A 15,999-nucleotide genomic window follows, 5' to 3' on the forward strand; every position below is an offset into this window, starting at 1 on the left:
CCCTTCACATGCGCCTCGTAGATCACCGTCTTGTGGTACTCGGTGCGGGGCCGCCGGTCGTCGCCCCAGTCGAAGTACGGGTTCACCACCACCGAGGTCATGGTGTGCGGGGCGGAGTCCAGATCGTTGCGCCGGTCGGGCGCGCCGAAGTGGTAGCCGTACACCTCCTCGCCCCAGTCGACCGACCCGCTGATCGCACGCGCGTACGGGTCGAGCAACAGCTTCGCGGAGTTGCAGCGCAGTCCGCGCTCCGGGGCGTACGGGCCGTGCACGCGGTAGCCGTACCGCTGCCCCGGCATCACGCCCGGCACGTACGCGTGCCGCACGAAAGCGTCACTCTCCCGTAGTTCCACCGCCGTCTCCGAGCCGTCGTCGTGCAGCAGACACAGCTCTACTCGGTCCGCGGCCTCCGTGAAGACCGCGAAGTTCGTTCCGGCGCCGTCGTACGTGGCACCGAGGGGATACGCCTCTCCAGGCCAGACCTGCATGGATACGACTCTTTCAGGTGTGCCGCGCCACTGGGGGTGCCTTGGGCCCGAGTCTCCTTCGAAAGTGAGGGAACCTTCCCACCCCTCTTTCCCTCTTACCGGTCGACCAGTGCATACGCGGTATGCCGAAACAAGCGGGGCAACAACGTACGTACTCCCATGCACACCGGGGGAGTAGGGGGACGATGTGCGCGAGACGGTGCGCCGCCACCTGGGCAAGGTGGTGGCCGGAACGGGGATCGCGGTCGCGGCGACCGCGCTGATGGTGGGGATCACCCTGCCGGGCACGGCGGGGGCGGACGATTCGGCCGGGGGGCCGGGCGTCAGCGGTTCGACCGAACGGACCCAGGGACGGACTCCGGGCGGCGCGGAAGGACAGGCGGCGGTCGAGCCGGGTGTCGTCGAGGAGCCGCCTGCCGAAGGGGAGACGGGGACGGGCCGCGACCCGCTCACCGACGACGAGACGGCACGGGTCGAGCGGATCGCGCTCAGCCCGCAGCTCCTGCGCTCCAGCGAGGACGTCGACGGGGACCGCGGTCCCCAGCGCGTCGGCCTCGACCTCGCCGAGCCGGAGCCGGACGAACTCGACGACCCGGACGCGCCCCGGCGCGCCGAGGTCGCCTTCTACGACTACAAGGACGACACCCTCGTCACCCGGACGGTCAATCTCGCCACCGGCACGGTGGAGCGGACCGTCACCCAGCGGGGCGTCCAGCCGCCGCTGAGCCGGGCCGAGCAGGCCGAGGCGGCCCGGCTGCTGATCGCCGATCCACTGGGCGCGGGGCTGAAGGCGGACTACCAGGACGCCACCGGCAGGGAACTGACCTCGCCGGACCAGCTCGTGCTGCACAGCATGATCTACGACGCGGCACCGGGAGCCCAGCCCGCCGCTCTCGACACCTGCGGGGAGCACCGCTGCGCGCGGCTGTACCCGAAGGTCGAGAACGGCCCGTGGATCGACGCCGGGCACCTGGTGATCGACCTGAGCGCCCGCCAGGTCACCGCGCTCGACCGCGACTGAGCCCGCCGAGGGTTCGCTTTTCCCACTCACCTCCAGAGGACGCGCTCCTCCCATGAGGGCTTGCTTCTCCTGTAAGGGAGTCACTTCTCCATGTCTGCGAAAAGATTCAGCCGGGTCCGCGCGCGTGCCGCCCTGGGGCTCACCCTCGCCGCGCTGGCCGCCGGAGCCGCGGCCGGGGCAGGACCGGCGGCCGCCCAGCCCGAGGCCGCCCCGGCGGCTCCCGCCGCCGCCTGCGGCGCGGCCTACCGCATCGAACAGAAGCTCGCCTCCGGCACCACCTGGCGGATGTGCTGGCGCTTCGAGAGCCGCGCGGGGATCGTCCTGGAGGACGTCTCCTACCAGCCCCCGGGCGAGGTCCGCCCGATCAAGGTCCTCAACAGCGCGAAGCTCGCCCAGATCCACGTGCCGTACGACGACGGCCGCAACGAGTTCAACGACCTGACGGACTACTACTTCGGCGACGGCCTGATGAACCTGGCGGCCGGCGAGTGCCCCGGCGGCACCATCAAGACCGTCAAGGTGCCCGACTCCGGCAACGTCAAGGGCCTGTGCACCACCACCCGCGCCCGCGGCCACGCCTACCGCTACCAGCCGGACACGGGAAGGGCCTTCCAGAAGCAGGGCAAGGACCTGCTCGTCTACAGCGTCAACGAGGTCGACTGGTACGAGTACATCACCGAGTGGCGCTTCTCCGACGACGGCACCGTCACCATGAACGTCGGCGCGACCGGCAGCCTCTCGCCGTACGACTACGACGCCGGCGACGGCCGCGGCTGGCCGATCGGCAAGGGCGCCGAGGACAAGGCGACCAGCCACAGCCACAACGTCTTCTGGAAGCTGAACTTCGCGCTCGACGGCTCCTCCAAGACGACGATCGAACAGTACGACTCGGTGGTCAGCCCGCCCGGCCAGGGCCGCCCGGCGCCCTCCAACAAGACCACCCGTACCAAGGTCGCCAAGGAACTCGCCGGAGACGCGAGGAACATGCGCTGGTGGCGCGTGGTCAGCACGGCCGGCAAGAACAAGGACGGGCACCCCCGGTCGTACGAACTCGTCCCCGGGCCCACCGCCAAGTACCCGGGCCGCGCCTTCACCAAGCACGACGTCTACTTCACCGAGTACAAGAAGTGCGAGCAGTACGCCAGCGAGAACCCGTACGACTGCGGGCCCGGCGGCGGCCGGTCGGTGGACAAGTGGGTCAACGGGCAGCCCCTCACCCGGCCCGTGGTGTGGATGAACATCGGCTTCCACCACATCGCCCGGGACGAGGACCAGCAGCCCATGCCGGTCCACTGGCAGGGCTTCTCCATCGCCCCGCGCGACGTCACCGCTATGAATCCGCTCACTCCGAAGGAGCTGGCCGGCCAGAACGGGCGTGTCGAGCGAGGAAGTTGAGCAACAGAGCCTGTCCATCCGGCTGCACCGCCGACCGCTCCCGGAGTACCCTTCCTTGATCGTTGACACGGGTGTGGTGCCCGGGACTGGAAGGCGGTGCGCGGGTGGGCTCGGGAGGGCTGGAGCTGCCCCCTGGTGACGAGGGTCACGAGGGAAACTCCACAGACGTCCCGCCCGGCGCGGTGTCCCTGGCCAGGCCGATGGAGACCAGCTCCATCGGCCCGGAACTGGAGTGGGACGCCGACGCCTGGCGCGAGGTGCGCACCCGCGCCCAGCGGGCCGGCCGGGCCTACATCTGGCTGAACCTGGTGGAACAGCGCCTGCGCGCGGTCGTGGCCGCCGTCCTGCGCCCCATCTACGAGCCCGTCCACGGCGACAACTGGGTGGTCGCCGCCGCCGGACCGGCCGGCCAGGAATGGGTGCAGCGCGCGGTCGCGGTCCGCGAGGTCAGCCGCCGCAAGGGCTATCTGCTCGACCCGGCCGACGACAACGTCCTCAGCTTCCTCACCCTGCCGCAGCTGCGCGAGCTGATGGTGCAGCACTGGCCGTGCTTCGAGCCGTACGTCGATGAGCGCCGGGACGTCGAACTCGCCCTGGACGAGCTGGAGGTCACCCGCAACGTCGTCTCCCGCAACCGGGCCCTGTCCGAGGCCGTGCTGAGCCAGGCCGAGCGGGCCTCGGCGCGGCTGCTGGAGATCCTGGGGGCGGGCGGCGACGTGCCGTCGGCGCGCCGGCTGCCCGTCGACGCGGTCGAGGACCTGGTCGGCGACCGGTACGCCGACGTGGTCGCCGTGCACCCGGACCGGGTGCGGCTGCTGCGCCAGTTCCCGGCCGAGGACATCTTCGGCAACGCCCGGCGCCTCGACGCCATCGGCATCGGCCTCAACCTCCTCGTGCAGAACTTCTCCGGGCGGCGGCTGGTCAGCCTCGCCGAGGCCGGCTGCCGGGTGCGGCTGCTCTTCCTCAATCCGGCCTCCAGCGCGGTCAAGCGGCGCGAGCGCGAACTGGGCATCAAGCGTGGCGAGCTGAGCCGGGCCGTGGAGATGAACATCCTGCACATGCGCCGGGTCCGGGCCCGGCTGCGCGATCCCGGCGCCTTCGAGATCCAGGTGTTCGACGAGACCCCGCGCTTCACCGCCTACCTCGTCGACGGTGACGGTTCCGACGGCATCGCGGTGGTGCAGTCCTACCTGCGTCGCACCCGCGGCATGGAGGCACCGGTGCTGGTGCTGCGGGGCGGCAGCCGGGTGGTCAGGCCGGACCAGCCGGACGGGGCACTCGACGGCGGCCTCTTCGGCACGTATCGCGAGGAGTTCGAGGTGGCCTGGGCGGATTCGCGCCCCGTGTCCTGAATGCCGCCAGTGGCGGGATGTGTGCCCGATGTGGGAGGTGCTGAGCGGAACGCGGCCCACCGATTGTCAGTGGCGCATGCGAGGGTGAAGGTCACGGGGGGAAAGCACCACCGAGAAGGGGGACCACCCATGGGCTGGCACCGGGAGCTGCTGATCGGCTTCGACCTGGAGACGACCGGGACGGATCCGCACACGGCGCGCATCGTCACGGCCGCCGTCATCGAGGTCAGAGACGGGCAGCCCCTGGGCCGCAGGGAATGGCTGGCGGACCCGGGAGTCGAGATCCCGGCCGACGCCGTCGCCGTGCACGGCATCAGCAACGAACGCGCCGCCGCCGAGGGCCTGCCCGCCGACCGGGTCGCGGACGCCGTCGCCGAGGTACTGGCGGGGTACTGGAAGGCGGGCGTCCCGGTCGTCGCCTACAACGCCTCCTTCGACCTCACCCTGCTCTCCGCCGAACTGCGGCGGTACGGCTTGCCGTCCCTGCGCGACCGCCTCGGCGGCCAGGACCCCGCCCCGGTCGTCGACCCGTACACCATCGACCGCCGCGCCGACCGCTACCGCCGCGGCAAGCGCACCCTGGAAGCCGTGTGCACGGAGTACGGCATAACCCTCGACTCCGCCCACGACGCCTGTGCCGACGCCCTCGCCGCCGCCCGGCTGGCCCGCGCGATAGCCGGCCGCCACCCCAAGATCGCGGCCCTCGGCCCGGCGGAGCTGCACCGCCGCCAGATCGAGTGGTACGCCGAGTGGGCGGCGGACTTCCAGGACTTCCTGCGGCGCAAGGGCGACCCGGCGGCGGTGGTCGACGGCACCTGGCCCGTGCGGGAGCTGACGGACGAGCGGGTCTGACCCCCGCCGCGCGGCCGCGGGCGACCGTACCTGGAACCGCACCCGGGACCGCACGCGGGTCCGCACCCGAGACGCATCTCGGAACGGATACCAGCGCTCTCGGAACGGATACCAGCGCTCTCAGAACGGATACCAGCGCACCGTCTCGTCCCCGTCGCGCAGCGAGGCCACCCGCCGCTCGAACTCGGCCAGCGCCTTCGGATTGCTCGGCGCGTGCTGGGCCACCCAGGCGCAGCTGGCCGTCTCCCGGGCACCGCGCAGCACGGCACAGCCCTCCCAGCCGCGCACGTCCCACCCGTAGGTCCCGGTGAAGGAGTCGTACGCCTCGCCGGGCAGGCCGTAGCGGTCGCGGGAGAGGGCCATCACCACCAGATCGTGCTCGCGCAGGTCGGCGGAGAAGGTCTCCAGATCCACCAGGACCGGCCCGTCGGGGCCGATGTGCACATTGCGGGGCAGCGCGTCGCCGTGGATCGGTCCCGGCGGCAGCTGCGGGGTGAGGGCCGCGGCAGCCGCCGCGAAGCCGTCCCGCCGCTCGCGCAGATACGCCGCGTCCGCGGGGTCGATCGCCTCGCCGGCCAGGCGCAGCCAGCGTTCCACACCGCCCAGCAGATCGCGGGGCGGCAGCGCGAAGGGAGGAGAGGGCAGTGCGTGGACGATCCGCAGCAGGGCGGCCAGATCCCGCGGCTCCGCGGGCCGCACGGGATCGGGCAGCCGGTGCCACACCGTCACCGGATGCCCCTGGACGAGCAGCGCCTTCGGCTCGGCCGCCCGCACCGCGGGGACACCGGCTTCTTCCAGCCACCCCGCGATATCCAGCTCGCGCCGGGCCCTCTCCAGCAGTTCGGCGTCGCGGCCCACCTTGACGACCAGATCACCGGAGGCGAACACGGCGTTCTCGCCCAGGGCGAGCAGCCTGGCGTCCCGCGCCGGGCCGGGCAGCACTCCCGCGTCGGCCAGTACGTCCCGGGCCCGTGCCTCGTCCATCGTCCGCCTCCGCCTTCCGCCGTCTTCCGCTGTCGAGCCGGGGTGGCCGGTTCTCGCCACCCCTCGGCCAGTCTCGCATCCGCACAGGTCGGACCGTGTGTGCGGTGCCTTGACGACGCATGACGCCTTCACGACCATGACGGAGGCCCGCCGGGCGCAGGCCTCACGACCCGTGCGAAGGAGCCGATGACGTGACGTTGGTGACCGAGGCCAGACGCGCGGCGAAACGCCCGCCGAGCCGGAGCCGTCGGCGGCGGGACGCCGGCCACGGAGCGTGGTTCCTGGTGCTGCCCGCGCTCATCCCGATCCTGGTGCTGAGCGTCGGACCGCTGCTGTACGGGGTGCTGCTCGCCTTCACGGACGCCCAGTCGGGCCGCACCGAGCCCACCGAGTGGATCGGCGGGCTGAACTTCACCGACCTGGCCCGGGACACCCTGTTCTGGGAGTCGTTCCGGATCGGCCTGGTGTGGGCGGCCGGGGTGACCGTGCCGCAGTTCCTGCTGGCGCTGGGCCTCGCCCTGCTGCTGAACCAGAACCTGCGGCTGAGATGGCTCGCCCGCGCGCTCGCCATCATCCCGTGGGCGATGCCCGAGGTGGTCGTCGGCATCATGTGGCGGCTGGTCTACAACCCGGATGCGGGCATCCTCAACGAGACCCTGCGCGACCTGGGTCTCGGCGACGGCCGCGACTGGCTCAGCGGGCTCGGCACCGCCCTGCCCGCGGTGATCGTCGTCGGCGTCTGGGCGGGGATGCCGCAGACCACGGTCGCCCTGCTCGCCGGCCTGCAGAACACCCCGCGCGAACTGCACGAGGCGGCGGCCCTCGACGGCGCTGGCGCCTGGCGCCGCTTCCGCACGGTGACCTGGCCCGCCCTGCGCCCGGTGGCCCTCGCCATCACCGCCCTCAACTTCATCTGGAACTTCAACGCCTTCGCCCTGGTCTACGTCCTCACCAACGGCGGCCCCGGCGGCCGCACCCGGCTGCCCATGCTGTTCGCCTACGAAGAGGCCTTCGGGTACGGCCAGTTCGGGTACGCGGCGGCGATGGGCTGCGTCATGGTCGCGGTGATCTCGGTGCTGCTCGCGCTGTTCCTCGTCGGCCGGCTCAAGGGAGGTGACGACGCGTGAGGACCCGCACCGGCGCGCGGATCGGGCAGTACGCGGCGCTGCTCGCGTATCTGCTCTTCCTCGCCCTCCCCTTCCTCTGGCTGCTCTCCACGGCCTTCAAGCCGCCGCGCGAGCTGGTCAGTCTGCACCCCACCTGGATCCCCGAGGACCCCACCCTGGCCAACTTCCGGCAGGCCTTCGACGAGCAGCCGCTGCTCCGGGCGGCCCTCAACTCGCTGCTCGCGGCGGCCGGAGCGGCGGTGGTGGTGGTGCTGATCGCCACCCCGATGGCCTATGTGATGGCCCGGCACCGCACCCGGCTGGCGCGGGCCGCGACCGGCTGGGTCGTGGTCAGTCAGGCGTTCCCGTTCGTGCTGGTGATCATCCCGCTGTTCCTGGTGCTGAAGAACCTGCGGCTGATCAACTCCCTGCCGGGGCTGGTCCTCGTCTACGTGGTGTGGGCGCTGCCGTTCGCGCTGTGGATGCTCGCCGGATACGTCCGGGCGGTGCCCACCGAGCTGGAGGAGGCGGCCGCGGTCGACGGGGCCGGGCGGCTGCGGACGCTGGTGTCGGTGACCGGTCCGCTGCTCGCACCGGGCATCGTGGCGACGGCGCTGTTCGCGTTCATCACCGCCTGGAACGAGTTCTTCTTCGCCCTGGTCCTGCTCAAGTCCCCGGAGAAACAGACCCTGCCCGTGATCCTCACCCACTTCATCGGCGCGGAGGGCGTCGCCGACCTCGGCCCGCTGGCCGCCGCCGCGTTCCTCGCCACCCTGCCGTCGCTGGTGGTCTTCGCGGTCATCCAGCGGCGGATCACGGGCGGCATGCTGACCGGGGCGGTGAAGAGCTGATGCGCACCAGGCTCACGGCCGTGTTCCTCGCGGCCCTCCTGCTGCTCGCGGGCTGTTCCGGCGACGGCGACGGCGGGGGCGGGGACGGCCGGGTCACCCTCCGCTTCCAGTCGCTCGCCTGGCAGGAGGAGTCCGTGGCGGCCACGAAGGAACTCGTGGCCGAGTGGAACGCCGCCCATCCGGATGTCCGCGTCGAGTACGTCCAGGGCAGCTGGGACAGCGTCCACGACCAGCTCCTCACCTCGTTCGAGGGCGGCGAGGCACCCGACGTCATCCATGACGCCTCCGACGACCTCGCGGACTTCGCGTACGGCGGCTATCTCGCCGACCTGACCGGCCTGCTGCCCGAGCGGCTCACGTCGGACATCCCCCCGCGCACCTGGGAGACGGTCACCTTCGGGGACGGCATCTACGGGGTGCCGTTCCTCCAGGAGCCCCGGGTGCTCATCGCCAACGCGACCTGGCTGAGGCAGTCGGGGGTGCGCGTCCCCACGCCCGAGGATCCGTGGAGCTGGGAGGAGTTCCGCGCGGTCACCCGGCGGCTGTCCGGGGACGGGAAGTACGGGGTGGCCTGGCCGCTGAAGGAGCCCGTCTCCGCCACCCTCAACCTGTCGCTGTCGGCGGGCGGCCGGTTGTTCCACCGGGGCGCGGACGGCAAGGTCACCGTCCGATTCGAGGCGGCCGACGCGGTCATGCCGCGCACGGTCCACGACCAGGTCGGCACCGACCGCAGCGCCTCGCCCACCACCCTGGGCAGCGGCGGCTCGGACACCCTGCCCGGCTTCTTCGGCGGCAGATACGCGATGGTGCCGCTCGGGTTCTCCTACCGCCAGCAGATCGTCCAGCAGGCACCGGAGGGCTTCGACTGGCAGGTCCTGCCCGCTCCGGCCGGCGCCGACGGGCTCGCCCAGGGCGTCAGCCCGCAGACGCTCTCCATCGCCGAGGACAGTCCGCACAAGAAGGAGGCCGCCGCGTTCCTCGGCTTCCTGCTCCGGCCGGAGAACATGGTGCGGCTCGCGCTCGGCGACTGGATGCTGCCCACCGGCACCGAGGCACTGAAGGACCCGGCGCTGCACACCGCCGAGCACGACTGGGCCACGGGCACCGCCCTCGCCGCCCATCTCCGCTCGGCGCCCGCCCAGTCGGTGCGGGGCTATCCCGAGTGGAAGGACAAGGTGGCGACCCCGGCGTTCCAGGAGTACTACAGCGGTGCGATCGGCCTGGACGAGCTGCGGGCCCGCCTGGAGGAGGACGGAAACCTGGTGCTGGCGCGCTACCAGCGCTGAGCGGGGAGTCGAGAAAAGTATTTGTACGAGACGTCTCGTCTCGTCTAGTCTCGGTGCCATGACCACCACCCCCGCCCACATCGCCATGTTCTCCATCGCCGCCCACGGCCATGTGAACCCCAGCCTGGAGCTGATCCGGGAACTGGTCGCGCGCGGGCACCGGGTGACGTACGCGATCCCGCCCGTCTTCGCGGACAAGGTCGCCGCGACCGGCGCCGAAGTGAAGCCGTGGCACTCCACACTGCCCTCGCCCGACGACGACCCGGCGGCCTGGGGCGCCACCCTGCTGGACAACGTCGAGCCCTTCCTCGACGACGCCGTCCAGGCCCTGCCGCAGCTGGCCGCCGCCTACGAGGGTGACGAACCCGATCTCGTCCTGCACGACACGGCCTCCTACCCGGGCCGGGTCCTCGCCCACCGCTGGGGCGTCCCCGCGATCTCCCTGGCGCCCCACATGGTCGCCTGGGCCGGGTACGAGGAGGAGGTCGCCGCCCCGATGTGGGAGGAGCCGAAGAAGACCGAGCGCGGCAGGGCGTACTACGCCCGCTTCCAGGCCTGGCTGGAGGAGAACGGGATCGACCTGCACCCCGACGACTTCGCCGGTCGCCCCGCCCGCTCGCTCGTCCTCATCCCGAGGGCGCTCCAGTGGAACGCCGACCGGGTCGACGAGACCGTGTACACCTTCGTCGGCGCCTGCCAGGGCGACCGCGGCACCGACGGCGACTGGCAGCGTCCCGCCGGCGCCGAGAAGGTCGTCCTGGTCTCGCTCGGCTCGGCCTTCACCAAGCAGCCGGAGTTCTACCGCAACTGCGTGCGGGCCTTCGGCGGCCTGCCCGGCTGGCACCTGGTGCTGCAGATCGGCAAGCACGTCGACCCGGCCGAGCTGGGCGACGTACCGGCCGGCGTCGAAGTCCACGCCTGGGTCCCGCAGTTGGCGATCCTGAAGCAGGCCGACCTCTTCGTCACGCACGCCGGGGCGGGCGGCAGCCAGGAAGGGCTGGCCACGGCCACCCCGATGATCGCCGTACCGCAGGCCGCCGACCAGTTCGGCAACGCGGACGTGCTCCAGAGCCTCGGTGTCGCCCGGCACCTCCCCACCGAGGAGGCCACCCCCGAGGCCCTGCGCACGGCCGCACTCGCCCTCGTCGGCGATCCGGAGGTCGCCCGCCGGCTGAAGGACGTCCAGGCCGGGATGGCCCAGGAAGGCGGCACCCGCCGCGCCGCAGACCTCATCGAGGCCGAACTGCCCGCCCGCCGGCGTCAGCCGTAGGTCTCAGGCGTACGTCGTGGTGTCCAGGCGCGCCTTGTAGATGATCGCGCCCTCGCGGGCCCGGTCGACTCCGCTGACGTTGAAGTGGACGTACTTCGTGCCGAAGACATTGCCGTCCTCGACCGCGCCCGTCCACATCTGCTCGCCGGAGGAGTGCCGTACGTACGACTTCACATACCGGCGCGAGTGCAGCCGTGTCTTGGTCATCGACGCCTTGTCGACGGCGTACACCCCATAGGTGTCGGTGACCAGGAGACGGCCGGGGTGCTGGTGGTCGGGCTGGAGGTCGTGCGCGCGGGTGAAGGTGTCCAGGCGGCGCGCGGTGTCCTCCACCAGCTTCGCCGAACTCGCCGCCGTGACGATGCGGTAGGCGGTCAGCCGCTTGCCGCCGCTCACCCACATCCGCTCCAGCCGCGGGTCCCACAGCAGACCGTGTGCCTGGTGGAACGGGATCGCGTCGCCCGCCCGCACCAGCGAACTCGCGTGACCGCTCGTCGGACGGAACACGTGCAGGCTGCCGCCGGTCGCCGCGCCGCCGCCGCTGCCGTAGCTGCGCCCGGCGACGACCACCACACCGGTGCCGCGGGCGCGTTCGATGCTGTGCGGATAGTTCTTCACGCTCGCCGACCACAGCAGCTTCTTGTCGCGGCGCCGGTAGATGCTCGCCGTGCCGGTCGTCGAGGTGCCGGTCACCGCGAGCAGGATCTCCCCGTCGCCGTCGGTGGCCCGGAAGCGGTGTTCCATCGGATGGCCCGAACCGGCCGGGTTCAGCGACCACTTGATGTTGCGGTCGGTGAACGGCTTGTTCCGGTCGAACAAATAGATCTTCCCGGAGGTCACATCTCCGATGAGCACGTTGAACGCGGCCGGCGCGGCGCTCGCCGGCTGGGCGGTGAGCAGCCCTCCGGCCGGTACGGCCACCGCCCCCGCGAGCGCGCCCTTGAGCAGGCTTCTCCTGTCCATGTGTCGTCCTCCCCCTGGTCGACAGCAAGTCGTCGGCAACTCGCGGCAAGCCGTCGGCAACCCGTCGGCAACCCCGTCGGTCGGTGAGCCAGACGGCGACGCGGGCCCGCCGGTTCCCGGGGGACCGGCGGGCCTGTGGTCAAGGGGGCGGAATCAGACCTTCAGCGGTTCGCCCTCCTCGTCCCGCACCGGTCGCGCCGCGATCGCCTCCGGCACCTCGTCGTGGGTGAGGTCGGGCAGCCGGTTCATCCACCGCGGCAGGTACCAGTTGCGTTCGCCCAGCAGCGCCATCACCGCCGGGAGCAGTACGCCGCGGATGATCGTCGCGTCGATCAGCACGGCCGCCGCGGGGCGGTCGCGGGGTCGCAGGACTCCGCCGTGCCGCCGGCGGGACAGGAACGGGATGCGCCCCTTCTCCACCCGCTCGCCCAGCAGCGACAGCAGCGCCGGCAGCACGGTCACCGAACCGACCATCGCCACCGCCACCACGATCAGCGAGGCCAGGCCCATCGCCTCGAACTCGGCGAGTCCGGTGAACAGCATGCCCGCCATCGCCACGCACACCGTGACCCCGGAGACGACGATCGCGCGGCCACTGGTCGCGGCGGCGATCCGCAGGGCCGTCCGCGCGTCCCGCCCGGCGGCCCGCTCCTCGCGCTCCCGGCGCAGATAGAACAGGCAGTAGTCGACTCCCACGGCCATGCCCACCAGCAGCATCACGGAGCCGGCCTCGTCGCTCATCGGGATGATGTGGCTGATGAGGCCCATCAGACCCATCGTCGCCATGATCGCGGTCACCGCCAGGAGCACCGGCAGCAGCGCCGCCACCAGCGCGCCGAAGGCGATCAGCAGGATGCCGAGGGCCACCGGGACGGCGGAGTACTCGGCCTTCTTGAAGTCGTCGCCGAACGCGTCTTCGAACGTCTTCATCATGCTCGCGCCGCCGATCTCCTCGATCCGCAGCGCCTCGTGCTCCTTCTGGACCTCCGCGACGGCGTTCAGCACGGGTTCCACCCGCTCGCCCGCGGTCTCCGCGTCACCGCGCATGTCGAACTGCACCAGCGCGCTGCGGCCGTCCGCCGAGATCGTCTCCGTGTCGTACGGCGAGCTGACGCCGGTGACCCGGCCGGTCGCGCCGACCGCCCGCACCACGGCGTCCACGGCGGCGCGGAACTCCGCGTCGGTCGCCTTCAGCAGGCCGTCCTTCGACTGGATCAGAACCGTCTCGCCGGCCGGTTCCTCGATCCCCGCGTCCTCGATGATCTTCGCCGCGGTGTGTGTCTCTCCCTTGAGCTGGTCGCTGTCCTTGACGTCGACCCGGCCCGCGGCCGAGCCGAGCCCCATCGCCAAGGCGACGAACAGCACCCAGATGCCGACCGCCGCCCAGCGATGCCGGGCGCTCCAGCCCCCGGCCCGGGCGGCGAACCCCCGCACCCGTGTTTCTCCGTTCCTCCCCCTGCCGGTCCACCTGCCGGTCCTCATGACGGTCCCCATGCCGGGCTGCCCTCCTGAGCGGTGGCAGCCCCCTGCCGCCACCTTCCGTCTCGACGCTATGGGCGGGAAACGGCCATCTCGTCGTGCTGCCCGGTGAAGCCCGGAGCCCCCGTTACTCCCGTCGGTCTCCCGGGTCTCGCCTCCGAGGAGGACATCGGCCCCTTACACCTCTCGGGACATCCCTGAGATGTCCGCTGACGGCGCGTCGGGGTTGTGGATGACGCAACCTCGTTGAATAGGTCACAGAAGTAAGTCACAGAGGCGTGTAGTGGTTGATCAGCAGCCGGTCTTTCGGCCAGAGTTTCGCGCAGCCCCGCCCCCCGCCGGCGGTCGCCGTGCCCGCCCCCACGGGGCACGACGACCGCCTAGGGTGGGCGGGGTGACGAGGTATGCGGCGCTGTTGCGCGGAATCAACGTGGGCGGCAGCAAGAAGATCCCGATGGCCGATCTGCGCACCCTGCTGGAGGGCCTCGGCCACGACGGCGTACGCACCTATCTCCAGAGCGGCCAGGCCGTGTTCGCCTCCGGGCACGGCGACGAGGACGCCCTGGCCGCCGAACTGACCCGGGCGATCGAGAAGCGGTACGGCTTCCCCGTGGACGTCATCGTGCGCGACCACGCCTATCTGAAGGCGATCGCCGACGCCTGCCCGTTCCCCGCCGCCGGCCTGGAGCCCAAGCAGCTCCACGTCACCTACTTCTCCGCCCCCGTCGACGAGGAGCGCTTCGCCGGCGTCGACCGGGAGGCCCATCTCCCCGAGGAGTTCCGGCTCGGCGACCGCGCCCTCTACCTGTACGCCCCGAACGGCCTCGGCCGCTCCAAGCTCGCCGACGTCCTCTCCCGGCCCCGCCTGACCCGGGGCCTCATCGCCACCACCCGCAACTGGAACACCGTGCGCAAACTCGTCGAACTGACCGCTCCGCAGTGACGGAACGCCACGGCGCCCTCGCTCGTCCCCACGGACGAGACCGGACCGGCGGATGACACCCGGCCCCGGTCCCGGACCGCCTCGGCACCGGGGAACGGGCCCCGTCCCGGACGCCCTACGCGCCGACCGCCGCCAGCATCGGCGCACGCGCCGCGTCGTACCGCTCCAGCAGGAGCCGCGCCACCTCCGGCGCGGGACCCAGCACATCGGCGAGGACGTCCGCCCCGGCGGCGCCCCGGGCGATGCGGTCCGGGAGGAAGCCGGGGGCCAGGACGTACGGGGCGACGGCCACGCGGGCGCAGCCGAGGGCGCGCAGTTCACGCACCGCGTCCTCGGTGCGTGGAAGGGATGCGGAGGCGAACGCAGGCCGCACGGCGCACCAACCGGTGTGCCGCCACTCCCGCGCGATTTCTGCGATCACTGCGATCGCCTCCGGGTCGGTGGACCCCGCCGAGGCCAGCACGACCCCGGTCGAGGACTTGCCGGCGGGCGTCAGGCCCGCCTCGTACAGCCGCCGTTCCAGGGCGGCGAGCAGCAGCGGCGACGGGCCCAGCACGTCGGCCTGCCGGATCCGCAGCCGGGCCGGCGCCTCGCGGAGCACCGCGGGGATGTCCGCCTTGGCGTGGAAGGCGCGGGTCAGCAGCAGCGGCAGGGCCACCACCTCGCGCACACCCTCCGCGGCCAGGGACTCCAGCACCCCGTGCACGGACGGGATGTTGAAGTCCAGGAAGCCGGTCTCCACCCGCAGCCCCGGCCGCTCGGCGCGCACCCGCTCCACGAGCGCGTGCACGGTCGCGGCGTGCCGCGGATCACGGCTGCCGTGGGCGATGACGACGAGAACGGGGCGGGCGGGGCGTACCGGCTTCATGTGATTCAGCCCTTCACCAGCAGACCGCGGCCGCGCAGCACCCGCCGCTCCAGCGGACTGAAGATCAGCAGGTCGATCGCGATACCGACGATCAGGATGAGCAGGATGGCGAGGAACACCATCGACATGGAGCTGGTGTTGCGGCCGTTCTCCAGCAACTGGCCGAGACCCACGCCGAGGTCGGGGGAGGAGGCGATGATCTCGGCGGCCATCAGCGACCGCCAGGAGAAGGCCCAGCCCTGCTTGAGACCCGCGAGATAGCCGGGCAGCGCGGCCGGCATGACGATGTGCCAGGTGCCCTTCAGACCGGTGGCGCCCAGGGTGCGGCCCGCCCGCAGATACAGCGGCGGCACCTGGTCGACGCCCGACACCAGGCCGTTGGCGATGGACGGCACCGCGCCGAGCAGGATCACCGCGTACATCATCGAGTTGTTCAGGCCCAGCCAGATCACCGCCGGCGGCACCCACGCCACCGAGGGCAGCGACTGCAGCCCGGACAGGATCGGCCCGATCGCCGCCCGCACGAACCTGACCCTGGCCACCAGCAGACCCAGCGGGGTGCCGATGGCGAGCGCCAGCAGGAAGCCGAGCAGGCCGCGCGAGACGGAGGTCCAGATGTAGTCGAGCAGGGTGCCCTGGAGCCACGCGGTGCGGACCTCGCCCCACACGTCGCCGGGGGCGGGCAGCTTGGTGGCGTCGTCGACGATCCCGAAGGAGACCAGCGCCTGCCAGATCACCAGCACCAGGGCGATGGCCGTGACGGGCGGCAGCACCTTCTGCACGAGGGTGGTCCGCAGCGGGGTGCGGCCGGATTCGACCGTCTCCAGGGCGTCGAGCCCGGCCTCCAGGCCGGCCAGGTCGCTCCCGTCCTTGCCGGGCGCGTCGACGGACGTGTCAGTGCTGGCCATGGCGGCGGATCTCCCCACGCAGTTCTTCGGTGATCTCCCGGGACAGCTCGGCGACCTCGCTGTCCTCGATACGGCGCGGCTGCGGGATGTCCACGGTCCACTGGCGGGCGATGCGGCCGGGGCGGGAGGACAGCAGCACCACGCGCTGGGCGAGCCGTACCGCCTCGCGCACGTTGTGCGTCACGAACAGCACCGACAGGCCGGTCTCCCGCCAGATGCGGGTCAGCTCGTCG

General features: G+C 71.8%; 12 protein-coding genes and 4 pseudogenes. 9 read left to right on the forward strand and 7 right to left on the reverse strand.

Annotation, left to right across the window (positions count from 1 at the left end):
* A pseudogene (locus VE614_RS27705) lies at positions 1-488 on the reverse strand (glycogen debranching enzyme); the annotation flags it as partial.
* A 187-nt stretch (positions 489-675) separates the two neighbouring features.
* On the opposite strand from VE614_RS27705, the gene VE614_RS27710 reads away from it, so the two are divergent.
* The 4 genes from VE614_RS27710 (at position 676) to VE614_RS27725 (ending at position 5,108) form a co-directional block, all read left to right on the forward strand.
* The gene (locus VE614_RS27710) at positions 676-1,509 is read left to right on the forward strand and encodes a Tat pathway signal sequence domain protein (protein WP_324942937.1); all 834 of its coding nucleotides are present in this window, start codon (positions 676-678) and stop codon (positions 1,507-1,509) included.
* Between the two features lie 90 nt (positions 1,510-1,599).
* Positions 1,600-2,904: a copper amine oxidase gene (locus VE614_RS27715; RefSeq protein ID WP_324942940.1), complete on the forward strand. Its 1,305-nt coding sequence runs from the start codon at positions 1,600-1,602 to the stop codon at positions 2,902-2,904.
* Positions 2,905-3,008: 104 nt separating this feature from the next.
* Complete coding sequence (locus tag VE614_RS27720; protein ID WP_324942943.1) at positions 3,009-4,256, forward strand: SAV2148 family HEPN domain-containing protein; 1,248 nt, start codon at positions 3,009-3,011, stop codon at positions 4,254-4,256.
* Between the two features lie 129 nt (positions 4,257-4,385).
* On the forward strand, positions 4,386-5,108 hold the full coding sequence (locus VE614_RS27725; protein WP_324942946.1) for a 3'-5' exonuclease: 723 nt from the start codon (positions 4,386-4,388) through the stop codon (positions 5,106-5,108).
* A 120-nt stretch (positions 5,109-5,228) separates the two neighbouring features.
* Here the strand turns inward: VE614_RS27725 and VE614_RS27730 are convergent, their stop codons facing one another.
* On the reverse strand, positions 5,229-6,092 hold the full coding sequence (locus VE614_RS27730) for an aminoglycoside phosphotransferase family protein (protein ID WP_324942949.1): 864 nt from the start codon (positions 6,090-6,092) through the stop codon (positions 5,229-5,231).
* Between the two features lie 191 nt (positions 6,093-6,283).
* On the opposite strand from VE614_RS27730, the gene VE614_RS27735 reads away from it, so the two are divergent.
* From VE614_RS27735 to mgt, 4 genes and pseudogenes are all read left to right on the forward strand, one after another.
* Entirely contained in the window at positions 6,284-7,219 is a 936-nt protein-coding gene (locus VE614_RS27735; protein ID WP_324942952.1) for a sugar ABC transporter permease, read from the forward strand.
* Positions 7,216-8,049: a carbohydrate ABC transporter permease gene (locus tag VE614_RS27740; RefSeq protein WP_324942955.1), complete on the forward strand. Its 834-nt coding sequence runs from the start codon at positions 7,216-7,218 to the stop codon at positions 8,047-8,049. Before VE614_RS27735 ends, VE614_RS27740 begins: the two co-directional genes overlap by 4 nt.
* Positions 8,049-9,335, forward strand: a complete 1,287-nt coding sequence (locus VE614_RS27745; protein WP_324942958.1) for a sugar ABC transporter substrate-binding protein — start codon at positions 8,049-8,051, stop codon at positions 9,333-9,335. Before VE614_RS27740 ends, VE614_RS27745 begins: the two co-directional genes overlap by 1 nt.
* Before the next feature lie 21 nt (positions 9,336-9,356).
* Positions 9,357-10,605 (forward strand): annotated as a pseudogene (mgt, locus tag VE614_RS27750) (macrolide-inactivating glycosyltransferase).
* 3 nt (positions 10,606-10,608) lie between these two features.
* Here mgt and VE614_RS27755 read toward each other — a convergent pair.
* Both VE614_RS27755 and VE614_RS27760 read right to left on the reverse strand, forming a co-directional pair.
* Positions 10,609-11,568, reverse strand: coding sequence for a hypothetical protein (locus tag VE614_RS27755; RefSeq protein WP_324942961.1), 960 nt, complete (start codon positions 11,566-11,568; stop codon positions 10,609-10,611).
* 276 nt (positions 11,569-11,844) lie between these two features.
* Positions 11,845-13,050, reverse strand: a pseudogene (locus VE614_RS27760) (MMPL family transporter); the annotation flags it as partial.
* A 391-nt stretch (positions 13,051-13,441) separates the two neighbouring features.
* On the opposite strand from VE614_RS27760, the gene VE614_RS27765 reads away from it, so the two are divergent.
* Positions 13,442-13,990: a DUF1697 domain-containing protein gene (locus VE614_RS27765; RefSeq protein ID WP_324942964.1), complete on the forward strand. Its 549-nt coding sequence runs from the start codon at positions 13,442-13,444 to the stop codon at positions 13,988-13,990.
* Between the two features lie 115 nt (positions 13,991-14,105).
* Here the strand turns inward: VE614_RS27765 and VE614_RS27770 are convergent, their stop codons facing one another.
* The 3 genes and pseudogenes from VE614_RS27770 to VE614_RS27780 form a co-directional block, all read right to left on the reverse strand.
* A complete protein-coding gene (locus tag VE614_RS27770; protein WP_324942967.1) occupies positions 14,106-14,858 on the reverse strand; it encodes a sirohydrochlorin chelatase in 753 nt (250 codons plus the stop codon).
* A gap of 5 nt (positions 14,859-14,863) precedes the next feature.
* Complete coding sequence (locus VE614_RS27775) at positions 14,864-15,766, reverse strand: ABC transporter permease (RefSeq protein ID WP_324942970.1); 903 nt, start codon at positions 15,764-15,766, stop codon at positions 14,864-14,866.
* Positions 15,753-15,999, reverse strand: a pseudogene (locus VE614_RS27780) (ABC transporter ATP-binding protein); the annotation flags it as partial. The gene VE614_RS27775 and the pseudogene VE614_RS27780, both read right to left, overlap by 14 nt.

The sequence above is a fragment of the Streptomyces sp. genome (genome assembly GCF_035645055.1).
In the GTDB taxonomy this organism is placed as follows: Bacteria; Actinomycetota; Actinomycetes; order Streptomycetales; family Streptomycetaceae; genus Streptomyces.

Excerpts from the sequence above, each read along its gene's own strand:
- VE614_RS27715 (WP_324942940.1), top strand. The coding sequence starts at position 1,600 with ATGTCTGCGAAAAGATTCAGCCGGGTCCGCGCGCGTGCCGCCCTGGGG.
- VE614_RS27725 (WP_324942946.1), top strand. The coding sequence starts at position 4,386 with ATGGGCTGGCACCGGGAGCTGCTGATCGGCTTCGACCTGGAGACGACC.
- VE614_RS27730 (WP_324942949.1), bottom strand. The coding sequence starts at position 6,092 with ATGGACGAGGCACGGGCCCGGGACGTACTGGCCGACGCGGGAGTGCTG.
- VE614_RS27745 (WP_324942958.1), top strand. The coding sequence starts at position 8,049 with ATGCGCACCAGGCTCACGGCCGTGTTCCTCGCGGCCCTCCTGCTGCTC.
- VE614_RS27755 (WP_324942961.1), bottom strand. The coding sequence starts at position 11,568 with ATGGACAGGAGAAGCCTGCTCAAGGGCGCGCTCGCGGGGGCGGTGGCC.
- VE614_RS27770 (WP_324942967.1), bottom strand. The coding sequence starts at position 14,858 with ATGAAGCCGGTACGCCCCGCCCGCCCCGTTCTCGTCGTCATCGCCCAC.
- VE614_RS27775 (WP_324942970.1), bottom strand. The coding sequence starts at position 15,766 with ATGGCCAGCACTGACACGTCCGTCGACGCGCCCGGCAAGGACGGGAGC.